Origin of the sequence: Methylocystis sp. B8, assembly GCF_005771425.1 — a bacterium.
Lineage (GTDB): Bacteria > Pseudomonadota > Alphaproteobacteria > Rhizobiales > Beijerinckiaceae > Methylocystis.
The window spans coordinates 32024-48593 of sequence record NZ_VBTZ01000006.1 but is presented as its reverse complement, the minus strand read 5'-3'; the positions used below and the strand labels follow the sequence as shown (position 1 = coordinate 48593).

The 16570-nt window shown below is 57.7% G+C and carries 9 protein-coding genes and 3 pseudogenes; 8 read left to right on the top strand and 4 right to left on the bottom strand.

The window, feature by feature from the left end; all coding sequences use genetic code 11:
- Positions 1-222: 222 nt before the first annotated feature.
- A pseudogene (locus FEV16_RS11240) lies at positions 223-539 on the top strand (hypothetical protein); the annotation flags it as partial.
- Positions 540-1120: 581 nt separating this feature from the next.
- Here the strand turns inward: FEV16_RS11240 and FEV16_RS11230 are convergent.
- Positions 1121-1660 (bottom strand): DsbE family thiol:disulfide interchange protein, encoded by a 540-nt coding sequence (locus tag FEV16_RS11230; RefSeq protein WP_138167729.1) that lies wholly within the window; start codon positions 1658-1660, stop codon positions 1121-1123.
- 9 nt (positions 1661-1669) lie between these two features.
- On the bottom strand, positions 1670-3652 hold the full coding sequence (locus FEV16_RS11225; RefSeq protein WP_138167728.1) for a heme lyase CcmF/NrfE family subunit: 1983 nt from the start codon (positions 3650-3652) through the stop codon (positions 1670-1672).
- A gap of 196 nt (positions 3653-3848) precedes the next feature.
- Here FEV16_RS11225 and FEV16_RS11220 point away from each other — a divergent pair, with 196 nt between their 5' ends.
- From FEV16_RS11220 to FEV16_RS11190, 7 genes and pseudogenes are all read left to right on the top strand, one after another.
- On the top strand, positions 3849-4100 hold the full coding sequence (locus FEV16_RS11220) for a hypothetical protein (protein ID WP_210234882.1): 252 nt from the start codon (positions 3849-3851) through the stop codon (positions 4098-4100).
- Between the two features lie 160 nt (positions 4101-4260).
- Complete coding sequence (locus FEV16_RS11215; RefSeq protein ID WP_138167726.1) at positions 4261-4608, top strand: hypothetical protein; 348 nt, start codon at positions 4261-4263, stop codon at positions 4606-4608.
- A 245-nt stretch (positions 4609-4853) separates the two neighbouring features.
- Positions 4854-6140 (top strand): 5-aminolevulinate synthase, encoded by a 1287-nt coding sequence (gene hemA / locus FEV16_RS11210; protein ID WP_138167725.1) that lies wholly within the window; start codon positions 4854-4856, stop codon positions 6138-6140.
- An 8-nt stretch (positions 6141-6148) separates the two neighbouring features.
- Positions 6149-6829, top strand: a complete 681-nt coding sequence (locus tag FEV16_RS11205; protein ID WP_348639986.1) for a cytochrome c-type biogenesis protein — start codon at positions 6149-6151, stop codon at positions 6827-6829.
- Positions 6826-8142 (top strand): c-type cytochrome biogenesis protein CcmI, encoded by a 1317-nt coding sequence (ccmI, locus tag FEV16_RS11200; RefSeq protein ID WP_138167724.1) that lies wholly within the window; start codon positions 6826-6828, stop codon positions 8140-8142. The genes FEV16_RS11205 and ccmI overlap by 4 nt, the downstream gene beginning before the upstream one ends.
- 80 nt (positions 8143-8222) lie before the next feature.
- Entirely contained in the window at positions 8223-8876 is a 654-nt protein-coding gene (locus tag FEV16_RS11195) for a response regulator transcription factor (RefSeq protein WP_138167723.1), read from the top strand.
- Between the two features lie 68 nt (positions 8877-8944).
- Positions 8945-9727 (top strand): annotated as a pseudogene (locus FEV16_RS11190) (IS5 family transposase).
- Positions 9728-9742: 15 nt separating this feature from the next.
- On the opposite strand, the gene FEV16_RS11185 reads toward FEV16_RS11190, so the two are convergent.
- Positions 9743-13027, bottom strand: a complete 3285-nt coding sequence (locus tag FEV16_RS11185) for a tetratricopeptide repeat protein (RefSeq protein WP_138167722.1) — start codon at positions 13025-13027, stop codon at positions 9743-9745.
- Positions 13028-13494: 467 nt separating this feature from the next.
- Positions 13495-16570, bottom strand: a pseudogene (locus FEV16_RS11180) (hypothetical protein); the annotation flags it as partial.

Here is a 16570-nt window from a genome sequence, read left to right as displayed (position 1 = left end):
ATGAAATCGAAATCATGTTCTTGATATGAGATACCGCTAATACTTTTTTCTGGTCAATTAGCTCAGACATAATTCAGACATTTTTCAAAAAACCACCCTACGATCGTTAGGATTTATTCTTATTCCAAAGAATGAATTTAATTTATTGCTTAAAGTACGAAAGCAATGCTTTGCGGGTGATCAATGCGCAGGCGCAAAATGAGCAGGCGCCGAATTAACCGGCGCTTCGCGCATGAGGCGGCGGCGCCGACGCTGACGCGCTTCGCCAATTCTTCGCCCATGCCCTTCATCAATGGCGTCAGGGCCGTGCGGGCGCCAATCGTCGCGCGCAACGAGCACGACCGCACCTAATTTCTGGGCAGGCGCGGATTTTCGAAAACGGATACCGCCAGGATCATCGAGACCGTGCTCGCAGAGGAGGCCGGAAGCCAGAAAGCGTCTTCGATTTTGTGCAGAGGATGACCGCGATCGCACGCACCAAGACGCATCAGGACGTCAGGCTCAATCTCGAGACGCGCGCAAAGAAACTGTTCGAGCGCACGACATCCAGCCGTGCCGGCGCATTAGCAAGCTGTGTCTGCTTTGCTCGTCGTCGCTACCCTGCCCCCATCTCCCGGATGTCGCGGCGTCGCCGTCACAGTTAGAGGGCGACGCTGCGTTTCGTGACGGGTTGCAGGCGAGAGAGGCTCCTGGCCGCCCGTCGCGGAGTTCATCCCTTGGCCAAGTCGGCTCAGAAAATTCAATTCAGCGCGTCGCGCGATATTCCCTTCAACAAACTGGTTCTGTCTCAAGCGAATGTCCGCCAGATCAAGACCGTGAAGTTCGTGTGCACAGACTGTTCGCTTCTTCTTCTTCCGCGATAAGGCGCGCAATGGCGCTCAGTCGTGCGATGGATTTCGCCGCTGCCTGGACCAAAGCCGCTTCCTTCGCGATGAAAAAGCGATGGACTCCGTCCAAATTCGTATACGGCACCCCGGGGTTAGGCCGTTGCGGACGGTCGAGGCATTGGTGCCAATGACGCCGCACGCAATGGCAAGAACATGGTCATGATTGGTGAAGAAGAAACATCTATGCCAGACCACTTTCGAAGTGGCGCCTCACAAAGTCCGTGATGTTTGCTTCATGGAGCGCTCCGCAAATGCATTAAGAGCGGCTCAAAAACATCTCTCCAAACCTCCTCGGTGAGAGGGCCTGCGTGACGGTAGCGCACGCGCCCGTCACGATCGATGACGAAAGTTTCTGGTACGCCGGTCACGCCGAAGTCGATGCCGACGCGACCGCTTTCATCGAAGCCGACGTGGGTGTATGGGCTCTGATATTGAGCAAGCCAGCGTTGGCCCTTTTGCCGATTGTCCTTCCAGTCGATTCCGACAATCTTGAAATCCTGGTTGTTCGCCAATCGCATCAGAAAAGGGTGCTCGACGCGACAAGCTGGACACCAGGACGCAAAAACATTGAGCAGCAACGGCTCACCCTTCAAGTCTTCGTTCGAAAGGCCGGAATCGCCGCCATCGGCAAGCGAGGCGAGCACGAAAGTCGGCGCGGCCTTGTCGATCAGCATCGATGGCATGTTGTGGGGATCGTTCTTGAGGCTGAACATAAGCCCAGTCAGGAGGAGGACAAATGCAGCCAAGGGCGCGAAGAAGGTCAAACGCGACATAGTGGCCTCCTATTGCGCTGGGGCCATAGCCGGTAGGCGTGCGGAACGCTTCGGCGCGCCCACGCGAAACCGGCGATCAGATAAGGATACGAAGCCGCCGAACGCCATGGTAAACGCGCCGATCCAAACGAGTGGCATAAACGGATGATAGTAAAAACGCACGGTCCAGCGGCCGGCGCCATCGGATTCGCCCAACGCCACATAGAGGTTTGAGATGAGGTTGGTGCGGATGCCTGCTGCGGTCGTCTGCTGTTGCCGCACCGGATAGAAGCGTCTCTCGCTATACAGTTGCGTCACCAGTCGCCCATTGCGGGTGATCTCGAAGCTTCCTCGTTCGGCTTCATAATTCGGGCCCTGGACATCGTCGATCGAGCGCAATCGCAACTCGTAACCAGAAAGTTCGATGGCCTGGCCGGGCCGCATGAGATCGATTTTCTCCGTCGCCCAGGTCGACATGCCAGCGATGCCGGCGACAAGAACGCCGATCCCAGCGTGAGCGATGACGAGTCCGTAAAAGGCGCGCGGCGTCGTCCCAATCAGCTTGACCGAGGTTGAGAACGGCGCCGAGCCAAGACGCACGCGCTGCGCCAAAAGCAGTATCGACCCGACGATGATCCAGATGGCGACGGCCATAAAAAAAGCCGTCAGGATATTGTGACCGAAAGTAAGTCCCATAACGACGATCGCGCCGACGACGCCTCCGATCGCCGCGAGTTTCAATCGGCTGAACGCTGCGCGCAGATCGTCGCGTTTCCACTTGAGCGCCGGACCAAGCGCCATGACCAGTAGAAGAGGCGTTGCGATCGGCACGAACGTCAAGGCGTAGTATGGCGGCCCAACTGAGATTTTGTCGCCGCCTATCATATCAATGACCAACGGATAAAAAGTTCCCAGAAGGACCGTGAAGGCGACGGCGCTCAACAACACATTATTGAGAACCAGCCCGCTCTCGCGACTGATTATGGAGAAAGCTGAGCCTGTCTTGAGTTTCGGCGCGCGAATGGCATAGAGCGCAAGCGAACCTCCGGTTGAAAGAAAGATCAGCAGCAAAACGAATTCTCCGCGCGAGGGATCCTGCGCGAAGGCGTGCACGCTAGTAAGTACGCCGGACCGCACCAAAAATGTGCCGATGAGGCTCAGTGAAAAGGTGAGAATGCCAAGTAGGATCGTCCAGCTGACGAGCGTGCTTCGGCGTTCGACGACCAGCGCTGAATGTAGGAGAGCAGTCCCAGCGAGCCAAGGCATTAGCGATGCATTTTCGACTGGGTCCCAAAACCACCAGCCACCCCATCCGAGCGTGTAATAAGCCCAAGCGCTGCCAAGTGCGATGCCGATGGTGAGAAAACACCACGCTGCGAGCACCCATGGCCTGACCCAGCGCGCCCAACACGCATCCACTCGTCCTTCAATCAAAGCTGCAACGGAGAAGGAAAAAGCCATCGAAAATCCGACATAGCCCAAGTAGAGAAACGGCGGGTGAATCGCCAAGCCTGGGTCTTGCAGTATGGGGTTGAGACCATTGCCGTCTGCGGGCGGTTCCGCGAGCGTAGCGAATGGATTGGACGTCATTATAATGAATGCGAGAAAGCCGACCGCTATCATCGCGTGAACCCCGAGCGTCTTGCTTCGTAGGCGATCCGGAATGTTGTCGCCAAATAGCGCCACCGCTGCGCCGAAAGCCGCCAATATCAGGACCCATAGCAACATAGAGCCTTCATGATTGCCCCAGACTCCCGTTACCTTGTAGAGGAGCGGCTTAGTGGTGTGCGAATTAGCGGCGACAACCGAGAGCGAGAAATCCGAAATGACGAAGGCATAGGTCAGACTCGCAAAAGCAATGATGACAAAAACAAGCTGCCCGAAGGCTGCTTGATCGACGAAAACAGCGATCACGGGATCCTTGCGTTTTAGAGGAACAAATGGCGCAACCGCTTGCATCAGCGAAATGAGCAGCGCCAAGAGAAGCGCGAAATATCCGACTTGAGCCATCATGAATGTGCCTATTAGTCGCAGCCGAGGCGCACTCACGTCATAAAATTATGTCGAGCTAATGGTGGCCATAATCTTTTCAAACACTCGCTGGTTTGCAGTTAGTTGAGACAGCGCTAACAACGCGGTTTCCAATTTGCCTTAGAGCCGATCCTGAAAGAGGTTGAGGTGAAAAAGTCGGTCGAGATCCCCTTGCGAAATGGATGGTTCGGATGGGGGTTTGCCGATGTGGAAGCTGGAACATGGCGACGCCGCCGATCGTCGCAGCTTCCGTTACCCTTGTGATTTGATCGACGACGAATGGGCCTTGATCGCCCCTATGATTCCGCTCGCCAAACGCGGCCTCATGCCCGACTCTGAATGCTACGCGACCACCGTCGCCGCCTTCCTCAAACTCGCCATCATCCGCATCATGCTCAAGCGTCTGACGCGCTCAACGCCTTGTTCGTGAGCCCAATTTTTCTGGATCGGCCGGTTAGCTATTCGCGGACGACAAACGTTTTGCGCCGAGTCTCATATTTTTGTGCGCAAGGCAAATACCCCGGCACCCAGCGCGATATCCAAATAAGGCCAAATTGTTTGTGATCATGAAAACTAGAGAGGAACAACGCATGCGCAGTCTCGGATTAATCGCTTTTCTCCTGTCGTCCTCAGCGGCAGTGGCGCAACTATCACTTCAGGATCCTTCCATGTCGTCTTACAACAAGTGTTTGCGCGAAGCCATCGAAGACAACGAAGTGAAAAAGGCCGGAGATCAAGTGTCGTATAGCTGTTTTGGCAACACAGCGAGAAGTTGGTTTGAGTCTTTAAAGGGCGACAAACAAGTGCGTGACAAGAATGGACTGTTTGTCGCGCGTTACTATGGAGAAACGGGTTACTGCGCGCACCAAATTGAAGACGCGGTCGGCAAAGCAATTTCAGCGTACATTTGCGAAATCGTGAACAACGCACCGAATTGAACGCAGCCATCGCCAAGAGCCGCGCGCTTTGCTTGCGGCAGAAATGCGACAGGGAAGAAGCTCTCGGGGGCGAAAAAAAAGTCGAATGGCACCGATGATTTAAGGTTCCATTCAGCTCTTTCAGCATTCCGCCAAGATTGGCCTATTTAAGAAACCTTCCAAAGAAGCGTGTCTGTTTTGCCAAGCGCTCTCACGTGGACTGGCGTTCGGCAATTGGACCGCATCGAAGAATGAAGGATTGTCGCATGGACTATCGGCGTTTTTTTAAATCTGCCGTCGAGCGTCTGCACGAAGAACGTCGGTATCGGGTCTTCGTCCACCTCGAGCGCGATGCGCAGTCCTTTCCGCATGCCGTCTGGCATCGGCCTGACGGCGGCAAGCAGCACGTCACGATTTGGTGCTCCAACGACTATCTTGGCATGGGGCAGCATCCGGACGTCATCGCCGCGATGATCGAGACGGCTGCCAAGGTCGGCGCCGGCGCGGGCGGCACCCGCAATATTTCCGGCACCAGCCACGCTATCGTCGAACTGGAGCGTGAGCTCGCCGAGCTGCACCGCAAAGAGCGCGCCCTCGTTTTTACGTCGGGGTGGATTTCCAATCTGGCGGCAATTTCCACGATTGCCGATCTTATGCCTAATTGTCTCGTTCTATCTGACGCGTCCAACCACAACTCGATAATCGAGGGCGTCAAGCGTTCGCGCGCCGAGAAGAAAATCTTCCGCCATAACGATCTCGGCCATCTTGAGGAATTGCTGAAGGCCGCTGGTCCACGTCCTAAGCTCGTATTGTTCGAGAGCCTCTATTCCATGAACGGCAACATCGCGCCGGTTGCCGAGATCGTCGCGCTCGCCAAGCGTTATCGCGCGATGACCTATATCGACGAGGTTCACGCGGTTGGCATGTATGGTCCGCACGGGGCCGGCATCTGCGAGCAGGCCGGCGTAATGGACCAGATCGATGTCGTCGAGGGCACGCTGGCCAAGGGCTTCGGCACGCTCGGCGGCTATGTCGCGGGCGACGCCATAGTGATTGACGCCATTCGCAGCTACTCCTCTTCGTTCATCTTCACGACAGCTCTGCCGCCGGCGGTCGCGGCCGCCTCCTGCGCGGCCGTGCGGCTCTTGAAGGCACGCCCCGATCTACGCGCTGCGCATCAAGGCGCCGCCTGTATCACCAAGCACGCCCTCGGGGCAGCGGGCTTGCCCGTGCTGGAAAACGATTCGCATATCGTGCCGCTGATGGTGCGCAACGCCGAACTTTGCAAGGCGGCGAGCGACATGCTTCTGCTGCGTCATCACATCTATATTCAACCGATCAATTATCCGACCGTGGCGCGGGGCTCGGAATGCCTGCGTCTCACGCCGACTCCGCGCCACACGCAAGAGCATATCGCGCAACTGGTCGAGGCGGCGGTCGACGTCTGGCAGACCCTCGGCATCCCCTTTGTCGAGCAGCCAGTGGATCTGCACGTCGACGAGAAAAGCGAAAAGCGCTGCACCTATCCCGAGATCAAACTCGCTGCGCAGTGAGCGAAGCAATGAGCAACGTGGCCGAGTTGGCGAGGGTGCGAGATCGCCAGGCAAAAATAGCCAAACAGGCGCATCCGACCGATGACCTGTCCTTTCTCTTGTCAATGTTCGGCCTAGCGAATACGCGTTGCGGACAGTTAGTTCGACGGCATGAGGAGATTCAACGCCGTCGGAAGCTCACTCTGGACCGGTACCACCAAAACCAAGCGCTTCATTTCTTTTTCATCGCCATGTTCATTCTGCTTGGCCTCGGTGTCGCACCGGGGCATGCGGTCACGCCCGGTGAAATGCTGAGCGATCCAGCGCTCGAAGGGCGCGCGCGAGTTCTTAGCCAGGACTTGCGCTGCGTCGTCTGCCAAAACCAGAGCATCGATGACTCGAATGCGCCGCTCGCGCATGATCTGAGAGTCCTGCTGCGCGAACGCCTTACCGCCGGCGACAGCGATCGACAGGCTGTTGATTACATCGTCGCACGATACGGCAATTTCGTTCTGCTCAAACCACCGATGCAATTGAACACGCTTCCGCTTTGGGCTGGGCCTGTCCTGTTCCTCTTGTTCGCGCTCATCAGCTTTTCCCGCTATCTCCGCCGGCGCGCCGTAATTCAGCCAATTGGCGAAGCGCCACAACTATCAGCAAGTGAACAAGCGCGCCTCGATGCGCTCCTCAATAAAAGAGGGTCAAAATGATCCTGTGGTTTATCTTGACGGTCATGACTTCGATCGCGGCGGTTTTTGTATCGGCGCCCTTTATTCGGCGCCTTGACTGGCGTCAAAACGGCCTCTCGAGCGACGTCGCCGTCTATCGGGATCAGTTGAAGGAGGTCGATAACGAGGCCGCGCTGGGACTGATCGACGCCTCGCAGGCGGAAACGGCCAAAACCGAAATCAAGCGCAGGATGCTGGCCGCCAGAGAAACCGATGACTCCGCACTGCCCATGCTCTCAAGTGGCGAACGGACATTCGCAGCGATCGGCGTCGCAGGCGTCGTGGTGTTCGGCGCTGTCGGTTTGTTCGCGCTGACCGCCAACCTTGAGCCGTATGCGGCGACGTCGTTCGCCACGCTGGAGCCTACAGTGACCAGGCTGGTCGAAAAACCAGCGAACAAAGTGGCGGAAGTGAACATTCCTTTACCGCCTTCCGCCGCAGCGCCGACTGGAGGCCCAAGCAAGCGTGCTGAACCGCCGCTCCCGCCGGTGGAGGAGATGATCCAAAGGCTTGTGACGCGCCTGCAGCGCAATCCTAAAGACTCAGAAGGTTGGCGGACACTCGGTTGGTCCTATTACAGCACGGATCATTTCACTGAGGCGGCCGCCGCCTATGCCAGAGCGATCGAACTTAATCCCAACTCAGCCGACTATCGCAATGCCCGCACGGATGCCTTGATCCGTGCGGCGAACGGTGTGGTCACGCCCGAAGCCAAGGAGTCGACGGAGGAGACCATCAAACTCCATCCTAAAGACCTGCGCGCCCGATATTTTCAGGCACTGGCCATTGACCAAGGCGGAGACAAGAGCGCCGCACTTAAGCAATGGAACGACCTGCTTGGCGAACTCGATCCCAACGATCCCCTGTCGCTGGAACTCAAACAAAAAATCGGAGGCGCAAAGGACAGCGATCGTGTCGGCGAAACGCCAACTGCTATGAGCGATCCTAAGAGCTCCTTTGGCACAACAATCTCGGGACGCACGGAACCGTCGATGCCCCCCGAGTCGACGACCAATAGAGGGCCGCGGCCAGAAGACATTCGCAGCGCCGAGACGCTGGCGCCATCCGATCGCGCTGCAATGATTCAACGCATGGTCGACTCACTTGAAGATCGATTGGAACAATCGCCTCGCGACGTTGATGGTTGGATCAAGCTTATCCGATCACGGTCCGTTCTGGGCGACAAGAACAAGGCACAACAGACGCTCGAAAAAGCGCTCAAGGTTTTTGAAGAGGATACAGCAGAACGCAAACGCATCGTGACGACAGCACAAGAGCTCGGATTAAGACAATAAGCCCACAACGCTTGGGTTGCGATCGTTCGCCTTCGCGCCCCCTGTCACCCGCAATTCCTTAGTTCTAAAGGGAGGCAAATATTCGTATTCTGTTGATCGAAGACAACGCCACCCTGGCTGACCGGATTAAAGGAGTTCTCGTCGAAGCGGGCTTCGTCATCGATCTCGCCGCTGACGGAGAGAAAGGATGGGCGTTGGGTGAAAGCCATTCTTATGACGCAGCAATTCTTGATCTTGGTCTTCCAAAACTACCGGGCCTTGAGGTGCTGAGGCGATGGCGGGCATCCGGTCAGGATTTCCCCGTGATGATTATCTCAGCAAGAGTCGGCTGGAGAGATCGGGTTACGGGCCTAAACGCCGGCGCGGATGAATATATCGAAAAACCCTTCGAGCTAGAAGAACTGATTGCTCGGCTGCGATCGTTGCTGCGGCGCTCCTGTGGCAAGTCCAATTCGATTTTATTACATACTGACATCGAAATTGATGCGAATTGCGGCTTGGTTCGAAAGGCCGGCACCAACGTCGAACTAACGGCTCTTGAATTTCGAATTCTCAATTATCTGATGTACCGGCCAGGACGGATCGTTTCACAGAACGAACTCATGGACCACATTTACTCGATTGATACGATGCGTGATTCGAATACCGTCGAGGTCTATATCGCTCGCTTACGCAAAAAACTCGGCCGAAATACCATCCGCACGGTGCGTGGCATGGGATATCGAATGGGCTAGGCGCCGGACCCATAAAGATTTTCATCGTTTCGAATTTGTGATTCAGGGCTTCCGACAGGAAGCCGCTTATGATTCGCAATTTCTATTGGCTCACAGATGACCAGTTCGCCTGGCTCGCGCCACTTCTGCCGACCGGTACTCGGGGCAAGCCACGCGTCGACGACCGCAGGGTCATCAGTTGGATCGTGCATGTGCTTAAGTCCGGCGCGGACGCCGGATCGATGCGTCCGAAGTCTATGGGCCACGCAAAACGCTCTACAATCGTTTCGTCTGGTCGGTGAAAGGCATGCGGGTCGACATTTTCCGTGCGCTCGCATCGGCGGGCGGCCCGCCCGCACAAGTTCTCATCGATAGTTCGGCCGTCAAGGCGCATCGCTGCGCATCCGGAATCAAAAGGGGGGAACACAATCAGGCGATTTGTCGCTCGCGCGGCGGACGAACCACGAAAATCCATGTGCTGACCGATGTCGACTGTCGTCCGATCGCATTCTTGCTGACCGGCGGACACGTCGCCGACTGAACGGCTGACGCGCTCTTGCTGGAGCAATGGCCGCCGTCCTCGATCCTGCACGCCGACGGGGGTTACGACAGCGACGCCATCCACCGACAGGTCGGGGCCGGAGGGGCCATGCCCAACATCCCGCCCAAAACCAATCGCAAGTGGAAGAACTGCTTCTCGCCTTTCCTCTATCGCAACCACGACGCCATCGAGCGAATGTTCGGTCCTGAAAGACTTTCGCAGGATCACGCCGCGATACGATCGCCTCGCCGCCAAATTCCTCGCTGCAGTCTGCCTTGCCGCAGGGCTACTGGTTATGAATCCCGAGCCTAGAGCGCGGACGCGACTATAAATATGCGCTCCTCGGCTAAGGCGTGTCGTTCTGATCGATGAGGAAATCTCCCCAGTTCACCCGATAGCTTGCCTGTGCGAATACACCGTACCGATCGGTGCGATATTTTAGAAGCTGGCCATATAAGTCGACAGCGTGAGTGTTGAAATGCCACCACCGTAAACCTACGCCAATACCTAGACTGTCGGTTACTTGATATTTCATCGCCGTTTCCGCCTGGAATCCGCCTCCGCGGCCTTTGGCGGGATCATCGCCAAACGTGAAGTAGTGCGTATCCTGCGCCCGTTGCGATGTGGAAGTCAGCGCTATTTCGCCTGTCCATCTCAACCGTTCGGTGACATTGAAATCGACTATTGCGCCAATACGAAATGAGCTCCACCGGTCCCGCTCTGTGATAAGCCGCAGCGAGCGCGGCAAAGGCGGAATGCACGCGAAGTTCAAACCGACCTGGGTGCAGCCGTTCGCATTGACGGCCTCAAACCAACTGAGAAAGCCTACAAATGCGCCGAGGCGGAACAGCTGGTCCGTATAGATATTGTAGCCGATATCGATACTGCCGTAGCGCAACTTGCCCGAGCTATCGCTTACTGTCTTTGAATAGAGGTTCACGAACGGCGGGAAATCTTCATCATACAGCCTGCCGCCGCCAATCCTACCGGCGCCTATATAGCCTTTTAGGAAGATATTGCGGATCAGCCCACGGCGCGCGTCGGCGCGGAAAAAGAATTCGCCGGAGTTGGAAGTCAAATTCGCATAGGAAAGTCTGGACACCCTCGTCGTTGACGTTTGGTCGGCAAAATAATCGTAGCGGTTGTCGCCTCGGTTTCGCCAGTACCTAGCGCCGCCTTCCAAGACAAACGTTGGCGTGACAGGCGGAGCTTCCGAATTAGGCGGCGAATCGCTATAGTAGAGTCGATCGTGAACTGCCTGCGCGTCGGGCTGTGGAGCGCTGAACAGCACGCCGGAGCACGGCGCCAGTCGTCCCGCGCACCGATACATTCCATCGGTCGAGAAATCAGAACGCAAGCCAAGTGTTACGTACAAATTCTTAGTCGTCGACCTGATTCCCGCAGCGTCGCTCCAGATCCATTTGGAGCCAATTTCCGACTCCAGCCACAGATGTTTCATCCACCTATAGTCAATCAGGAGCGAAGGAAGGACCGTCGTTTCTTTAAGCGGAATATACTTGCCATCGCGATAGCCGGCACGGAACCGCGGACTGATTCGAATATCGTCGTTCCAGGGATAACTTAAGTTCAGATCAGCGAAGTAGACGTGCGAATCGGCGAGATTTGCATAGCGCATGGCTCCCGAAAATATATCGCCCGGCCTAAAAACGCTCGTGCCAAGAAGCTGACCCGAAAAGTAGTATTCCGTGCCGCTTGGCAGGATGCCGTCAACCCCTCCCGAGGGCGCAGTGCCGCTCAACCGCGTGACGGTTGCATCCACATTGACTTGAAAGGTGTCGTTGAGCGGTCGTGAATAGCTGGCCGTTGCGAATTGAAATACCGGCGTGCGATCGATCGCGTAGCGCCTGATTTCGTCCTGAGTATTGAACTTCAGCATATCAAAAAGCGTAAGAAAGGGTTGTCCCTGAAGCGCATTCCAACTCGATAAATAGGGAGTTCTCCGATAGTCGATTGTCCCAGATAGCACCGATTTGTCCTCGAACGTCCAAGAGCCGGACAACACCGCTGCGTTCAGACGTTGAAAGTGAACGTCGTAGTCAATCATCCCGAGCGCGGTTTTATTGTTATTGAAATATCGAAACTCGGCGCCGACCGCGCGTCGATCTAGTAGCCACCGATCATTTTGCTGAATAGCGAATACGCTTGCGTCCAGGCCGTCGACAACTTTGGAGATATCAATGCTCGCGCCGTAAAGATATCGGCCATCCTTGAAAGGAGCATCGTATCGGCTCCAGTTCGTGGCGCCACCCAAGGCGTTCAGGCGGAACATGTCATTGGCCTGCCAGCTCACGACGCCGCCGTCAAAACGGCCGATCACGCCGCCCGTATTGCGCGTCTGCCGGCCAACGCGCGCTGTAACGTCTGCTTCCTTCAACGTCGTTTCGATATAGGCGGTCGATATGCCATAGCGATCCGTGTCGGGCACATCCGGTTGGAGGCGATGCTCGTCGGAGCCGGCGATCTTAATTTTGGTCTTGAGCTGATCACTATTGATCGTTCCATAAAGGTCAAAATTCGTTAGGAACGTATCTTGATGGAGACGGTGAGCATCGGGATCCGCGATTGGGTTTGGAGCGATCGAGATGTCTTTCAGAGTGTTATAACTGTCGTCCCGAATATAGAAGCTTGAGATGCTCCCGGACATTGACCAAGTCGATAGATCCTTACGGTCCGCAATGCCGCCCAAGTCCCTCCGTGGTTCCGCCCCCACGCTTCCGTCCGCTTTCGAAGGCGTTACATTGCCCCCACCGGAGAGCCTCCCAAGGCGCTGCATGACTCTCGCCGTTCCATCTCCGTTCGGATACCGCCGCAGATAGTCTTCAAAGTCCGCGCGCGCCTGCGCAATTTGACCGGCCCTCTGCCTCGTCTCACCCAGCATTTCCTGCGCATCGGCGCTATATCGGTTCTCAGGAAATTTCAGAACTTTCTGCAATAGCGCGATCGCCTCACTGTAGCGGCCATTCTTGATCGCGTAGCGCGCTTCATCCATCGACGCCTCAATGAACTTCATGTTCGCTGCCGAAACGCTACCCCCCGCATCTTGTTTCGAGCGGTTAGAAAAAGCCGTCGGCGTAGTATCTCTCGCCGCCCCGTTGGGATAAACCGCATTGGAATTCGCAAAGTCGCTGACCTTGCAGGTCGCCGAAGAGCCAGGCCGTGGAAGCGCTACGGCAATGCTGTCAAAACTCCCAAACTGCCCGACGTCATAGGTGACCGGGCGATTGAATTGAATTCGCAAAGTCGGGCCGACGGCGGCAGCGTCGTCAAGAGTCACAGTGACGGCCTGTATGCCCGCAAGACTTGCGTCGTCGACTAGGACGCCTTCACGCCGCACCTGCCGTAATTGCCCGAGCAGTGAGGGGTCAATGGGCTGCAGCGAAATTCGAAGCTCTTCGCCGTGTTGTTGTGGGAAGTGGCCGATATAGCGAACGCGAACATGAAAATACACCATCAACAAAGCGCAGCCGTTCGTCGCACTTACCCGCGCGCCAGAAGCAAGTTGGTCAATGACGGGCTCTGCGTACGACAAATTCGCCGCCAGCGTCGTCGCCAAGAGAACGAAAGGGGCAAGCGGCGCGAGAAGCCGACGATGAAATCCGCTTATATGCATCCGCCCCCTTAGGATCGAATTAGCACCTTGTACGCACTAACCAAACACAAGCGTTTGTGGACGCAAATGTGACTCCCATTCGTCGAAAGCTCGATTTCTTCATCATCAAATTCAGCTTCGTTTCATGATGATTCAGATTCGTTTCATGACGCGCATTCTCGATGACGATGTTAAGCAGAATGAACTTCGCTGACCGTCGCGCGGCGGCCCTAAACAGCACGATTGGGACGATGAAAATTGGGAGACGCACTCCCAGGCGCCGACGCTCGAATCAAGCTCGATGCCGGCGATTTTTTGTAATGCAAAATTGGGGCATTAGGCTGAATTGTAGCTTAAACATAGGCGGTTCGTCGCGGCGCGAGTTGAAAAGATTTATTGCGTCTTCAGCAACGACTATGCGGCGTTCATTGAATGACCGCTCGCGCAGTTACCGGAGTAAGCACACTCCGAAATATGCATGATGAACATCACATTCCTCGACCGCGATAGCTCGGCCGAACGATGTCGAACGTCACCGTGCTCTCGTGGCAGGCGTCGCACGCCGCCGTCGTTACAACATGCTTCGCCGGTTTGCCCGTCGCCTTCATGCCGTCGTGGCAACTCGCGCAAGGCGCCGTGATAGCCGCGTGATCGAAACGGGCGCCCCCGAACGTCACCGTGCTCTTGTGGCAGGCGTCGCAAGGCGCCGTCGTCGTAACATGCTTCGGCGGCTTGCCCGTCGCCTTCATGCCGTCGTGGCAACTCGCGCAAGGCGCCGTGATAGCCGCGTGATCGAAACGGGCGCCCCCGAACGTCACCGTGCTCTTGTGGCAGGCGTCGCAAGGCGCCGTCGTCGTAACATGCTTCGGCGGCTTGCCCGTCGCCTTCATGCCGTCGTGGCAACTCGCGCAAGACGCCGTGATAGCCGCGTGATCGAAACGGGCGCCCCCGAACGTCTTCGTGCTCTTGTGACATGTGTCGCAAGGCGCCGTCGTCGTAACATGCTTCGGCGGCTTGCCCGTCGCCTTCATGCCATCGTGGCAACTCGCGCAAGGCGCCGTCGCGCCCGTGTGATCGAAGCGGGCGCCCCCGAACGTCACCGTGCTCTTGTGACATGTGTCGCAAGGCGCCGTCGTCGCAACATGCTTCGCCGGCTTGCCCGTCGCCTTCATGCCATCGTGGCAACTCGCGCAGGGCGCCGTCGCGCCCGTGTGATCGAAGCGGGCGCCCCCGAACGTCACCGTGCTCTTGTGACATGTGTCGCAAGGCGCCGTCGTCGCAATATGCTTCGCCGGCTTGCCCGGAGCCTTGATCCCATCGTGGCAGCTCGCGCAAGGCGCCATGATAGCCGCGTGATCGAAGCGGGCGCCCCCGAACGTCTTCGTGCTCTTGTGACAGGTTTCGCAAGGCGCCGTCGTCGCAACATGCTTCGCCGGCTTGCCCGTCGCCTTCATGCCGTCGTGGCAACTCGCGCAAGGCGCCGTCGCGCCCGTGTGATCGAAGATGGCGCCGCCAAACGTCTTCGTGCTCTTGTGACAGGTTTCGCAGGGCGCCGTCGTCGCAACATGCTTCGCCGGCTTGCCCGTCGCCTTCAAGCCATCGTGGCAACTCGCGCAAGGCGCCGCGATAGCCGCGTGATCGAAGCGGGCGCCCCCGAACGTCTTCGTGCTCTTGTGACAGGTGTCGCAAGGCGCCGTCGTCGCAACATGCTTCGCCGGCTTGCCCGTCGCCTTCACGCCATCGTGGCAACTCGCGCAAGGCGCCGTCGCGCCAGTGTGATCGAAGATGGCGCCGCCGAACGTCACCGTGCTCTTGTGGCAGGTTTCGCAGGGCGCCGTCGTCGCAACATGCTTCGCCGGCTTGCCCGTCGCCTTCAGGCCATCGTGGCAACTCGCGCAAGACGCCGCGATAGCCGCGTGATCGAAACGGGCGCCCCCAAACGTCACCGTGCTCTTGTGGCAGGCGTCGCACGCCGCCGTCGTCGGAATATGCCTCGGTGGTTTGCCCATCGCGGTTCTGCCGTCGTGGCAGGCGGCGCAGGGGCCCTTCGCCGTCAGATGATCGAATCTCGATCCTTCCGCCGATGACCTCATACCGATGATGTTCGGCATGACGATTCCTGAGGTGGTCGGACGCATTGCTATGGGCGGAGCCATTGTCACGGGCGCGGTCGTGGGCGCAGTGGCCGGCGTTCCGGTCGAAGGTTGCAACGGCGACGGCGTCAGCGTCGTTGGGCCAAGTGGTGAACCACGCGTGAACGGCGCCGGCGTCTGACCAGTGAGCGCCCCAAGGACCGACCTCAGGTTCGGCACGGCGCCACGGATTGGTAGAAGGCTCTTGGCCGTCGTCGTGCAGGTGCCCGGAGATTTTCGCGGGTCCCAGTCCGACGTGCTTGTGTGGCAGCAGCCGCAATCAATCGTTGTGTTCGGATGGTCCCCTGGCTTCCCTTGGGCGCCTTGGCTCCTGTAGGATCCGTTATGGCAGCTATCACAGCGAATTGAAGTCACGACGGTATGATTCATCGTAGCCGTTGTGAAGCTTGCCGACGAACTCTTGTGGCAGCCGCTGCATTGGATCGTTCCGGTCGGTATGTGCGGCGGCGTGGTCATCCCTTGCGCGGTGGACCCATTATGGCAACTGATGCAATTCGTATCCGTCGCCGCATGCGTGTAGGTCCCGCCTGACCAACTCACATAGCCTCCAGTGCTCGCAGACGCATGGCAAACGACGCAGTCCTTGCCGTTCGTCGGAACATGACTTGGGAAAGAAGCGGTGCCCAACGCCCCCTTCGTGCCTTGCGACGTATACGACCCGTTGTGGCACGAGTCGCAGCGCGACCCGCTCACCGCCGCATGGTTCATCGTATAGGTCGTAAAGCTCGTCGCCGTATTCGAGTGGCAGTTCGAACACTGCACGCTCGCCGCCACCGGGATGTGCGGCGGCGTCGTCTTGCCGGTCGCCGTCGTCCCGTTGTGGCAGCTCGAGCAATTCGTGTCGGACGGCGAATGCGCATACGTCGCGCCCGCCCAGGTCGTGAAGCCGGGCGCCGCCTTGGTGTGGCAGGTTCCGCAATCGCGGCCCGCCGTCGCCACATGCCCGGCATAGGACGCCGAACCCAACGCCCCCTTCGTGCCTTGCGACGTATACGACCCGTTGTGGCACGAGTCGCAGCGCGACCCGCTCACCGCCGCATGGTTCATCGTATAGGTCGTAAAGCTCGTCGCCGTATTCGAGTGGCAGTTCGAACACTGCACGCTCGCCGCCACCGGGATGTGCGGCGGCGTCGTCTTGCCGGTCGCCGTCGTCCCGTTGTGGCAGCTCGAGCAATTCGTGTCGGACGGCGAATGCGCATACGTCGCGCCCGCCCAGGTCGTGAAGCCGGGCGCCGCCTTGGTGTGGCAGGTTCCGCAATCGCGGCCCGCCGTCGCCACATGCCCGGCATAGGACGCCGAACCCAACGCCCCCTTCGTGCCTTGCGACGTATACGACCCGTTGTGGCACGAGTCGCAGCGCGACCCGCTCACCGCCGCATGGTTCATCGTATAGGTCGTAAAGCTCGTCTGT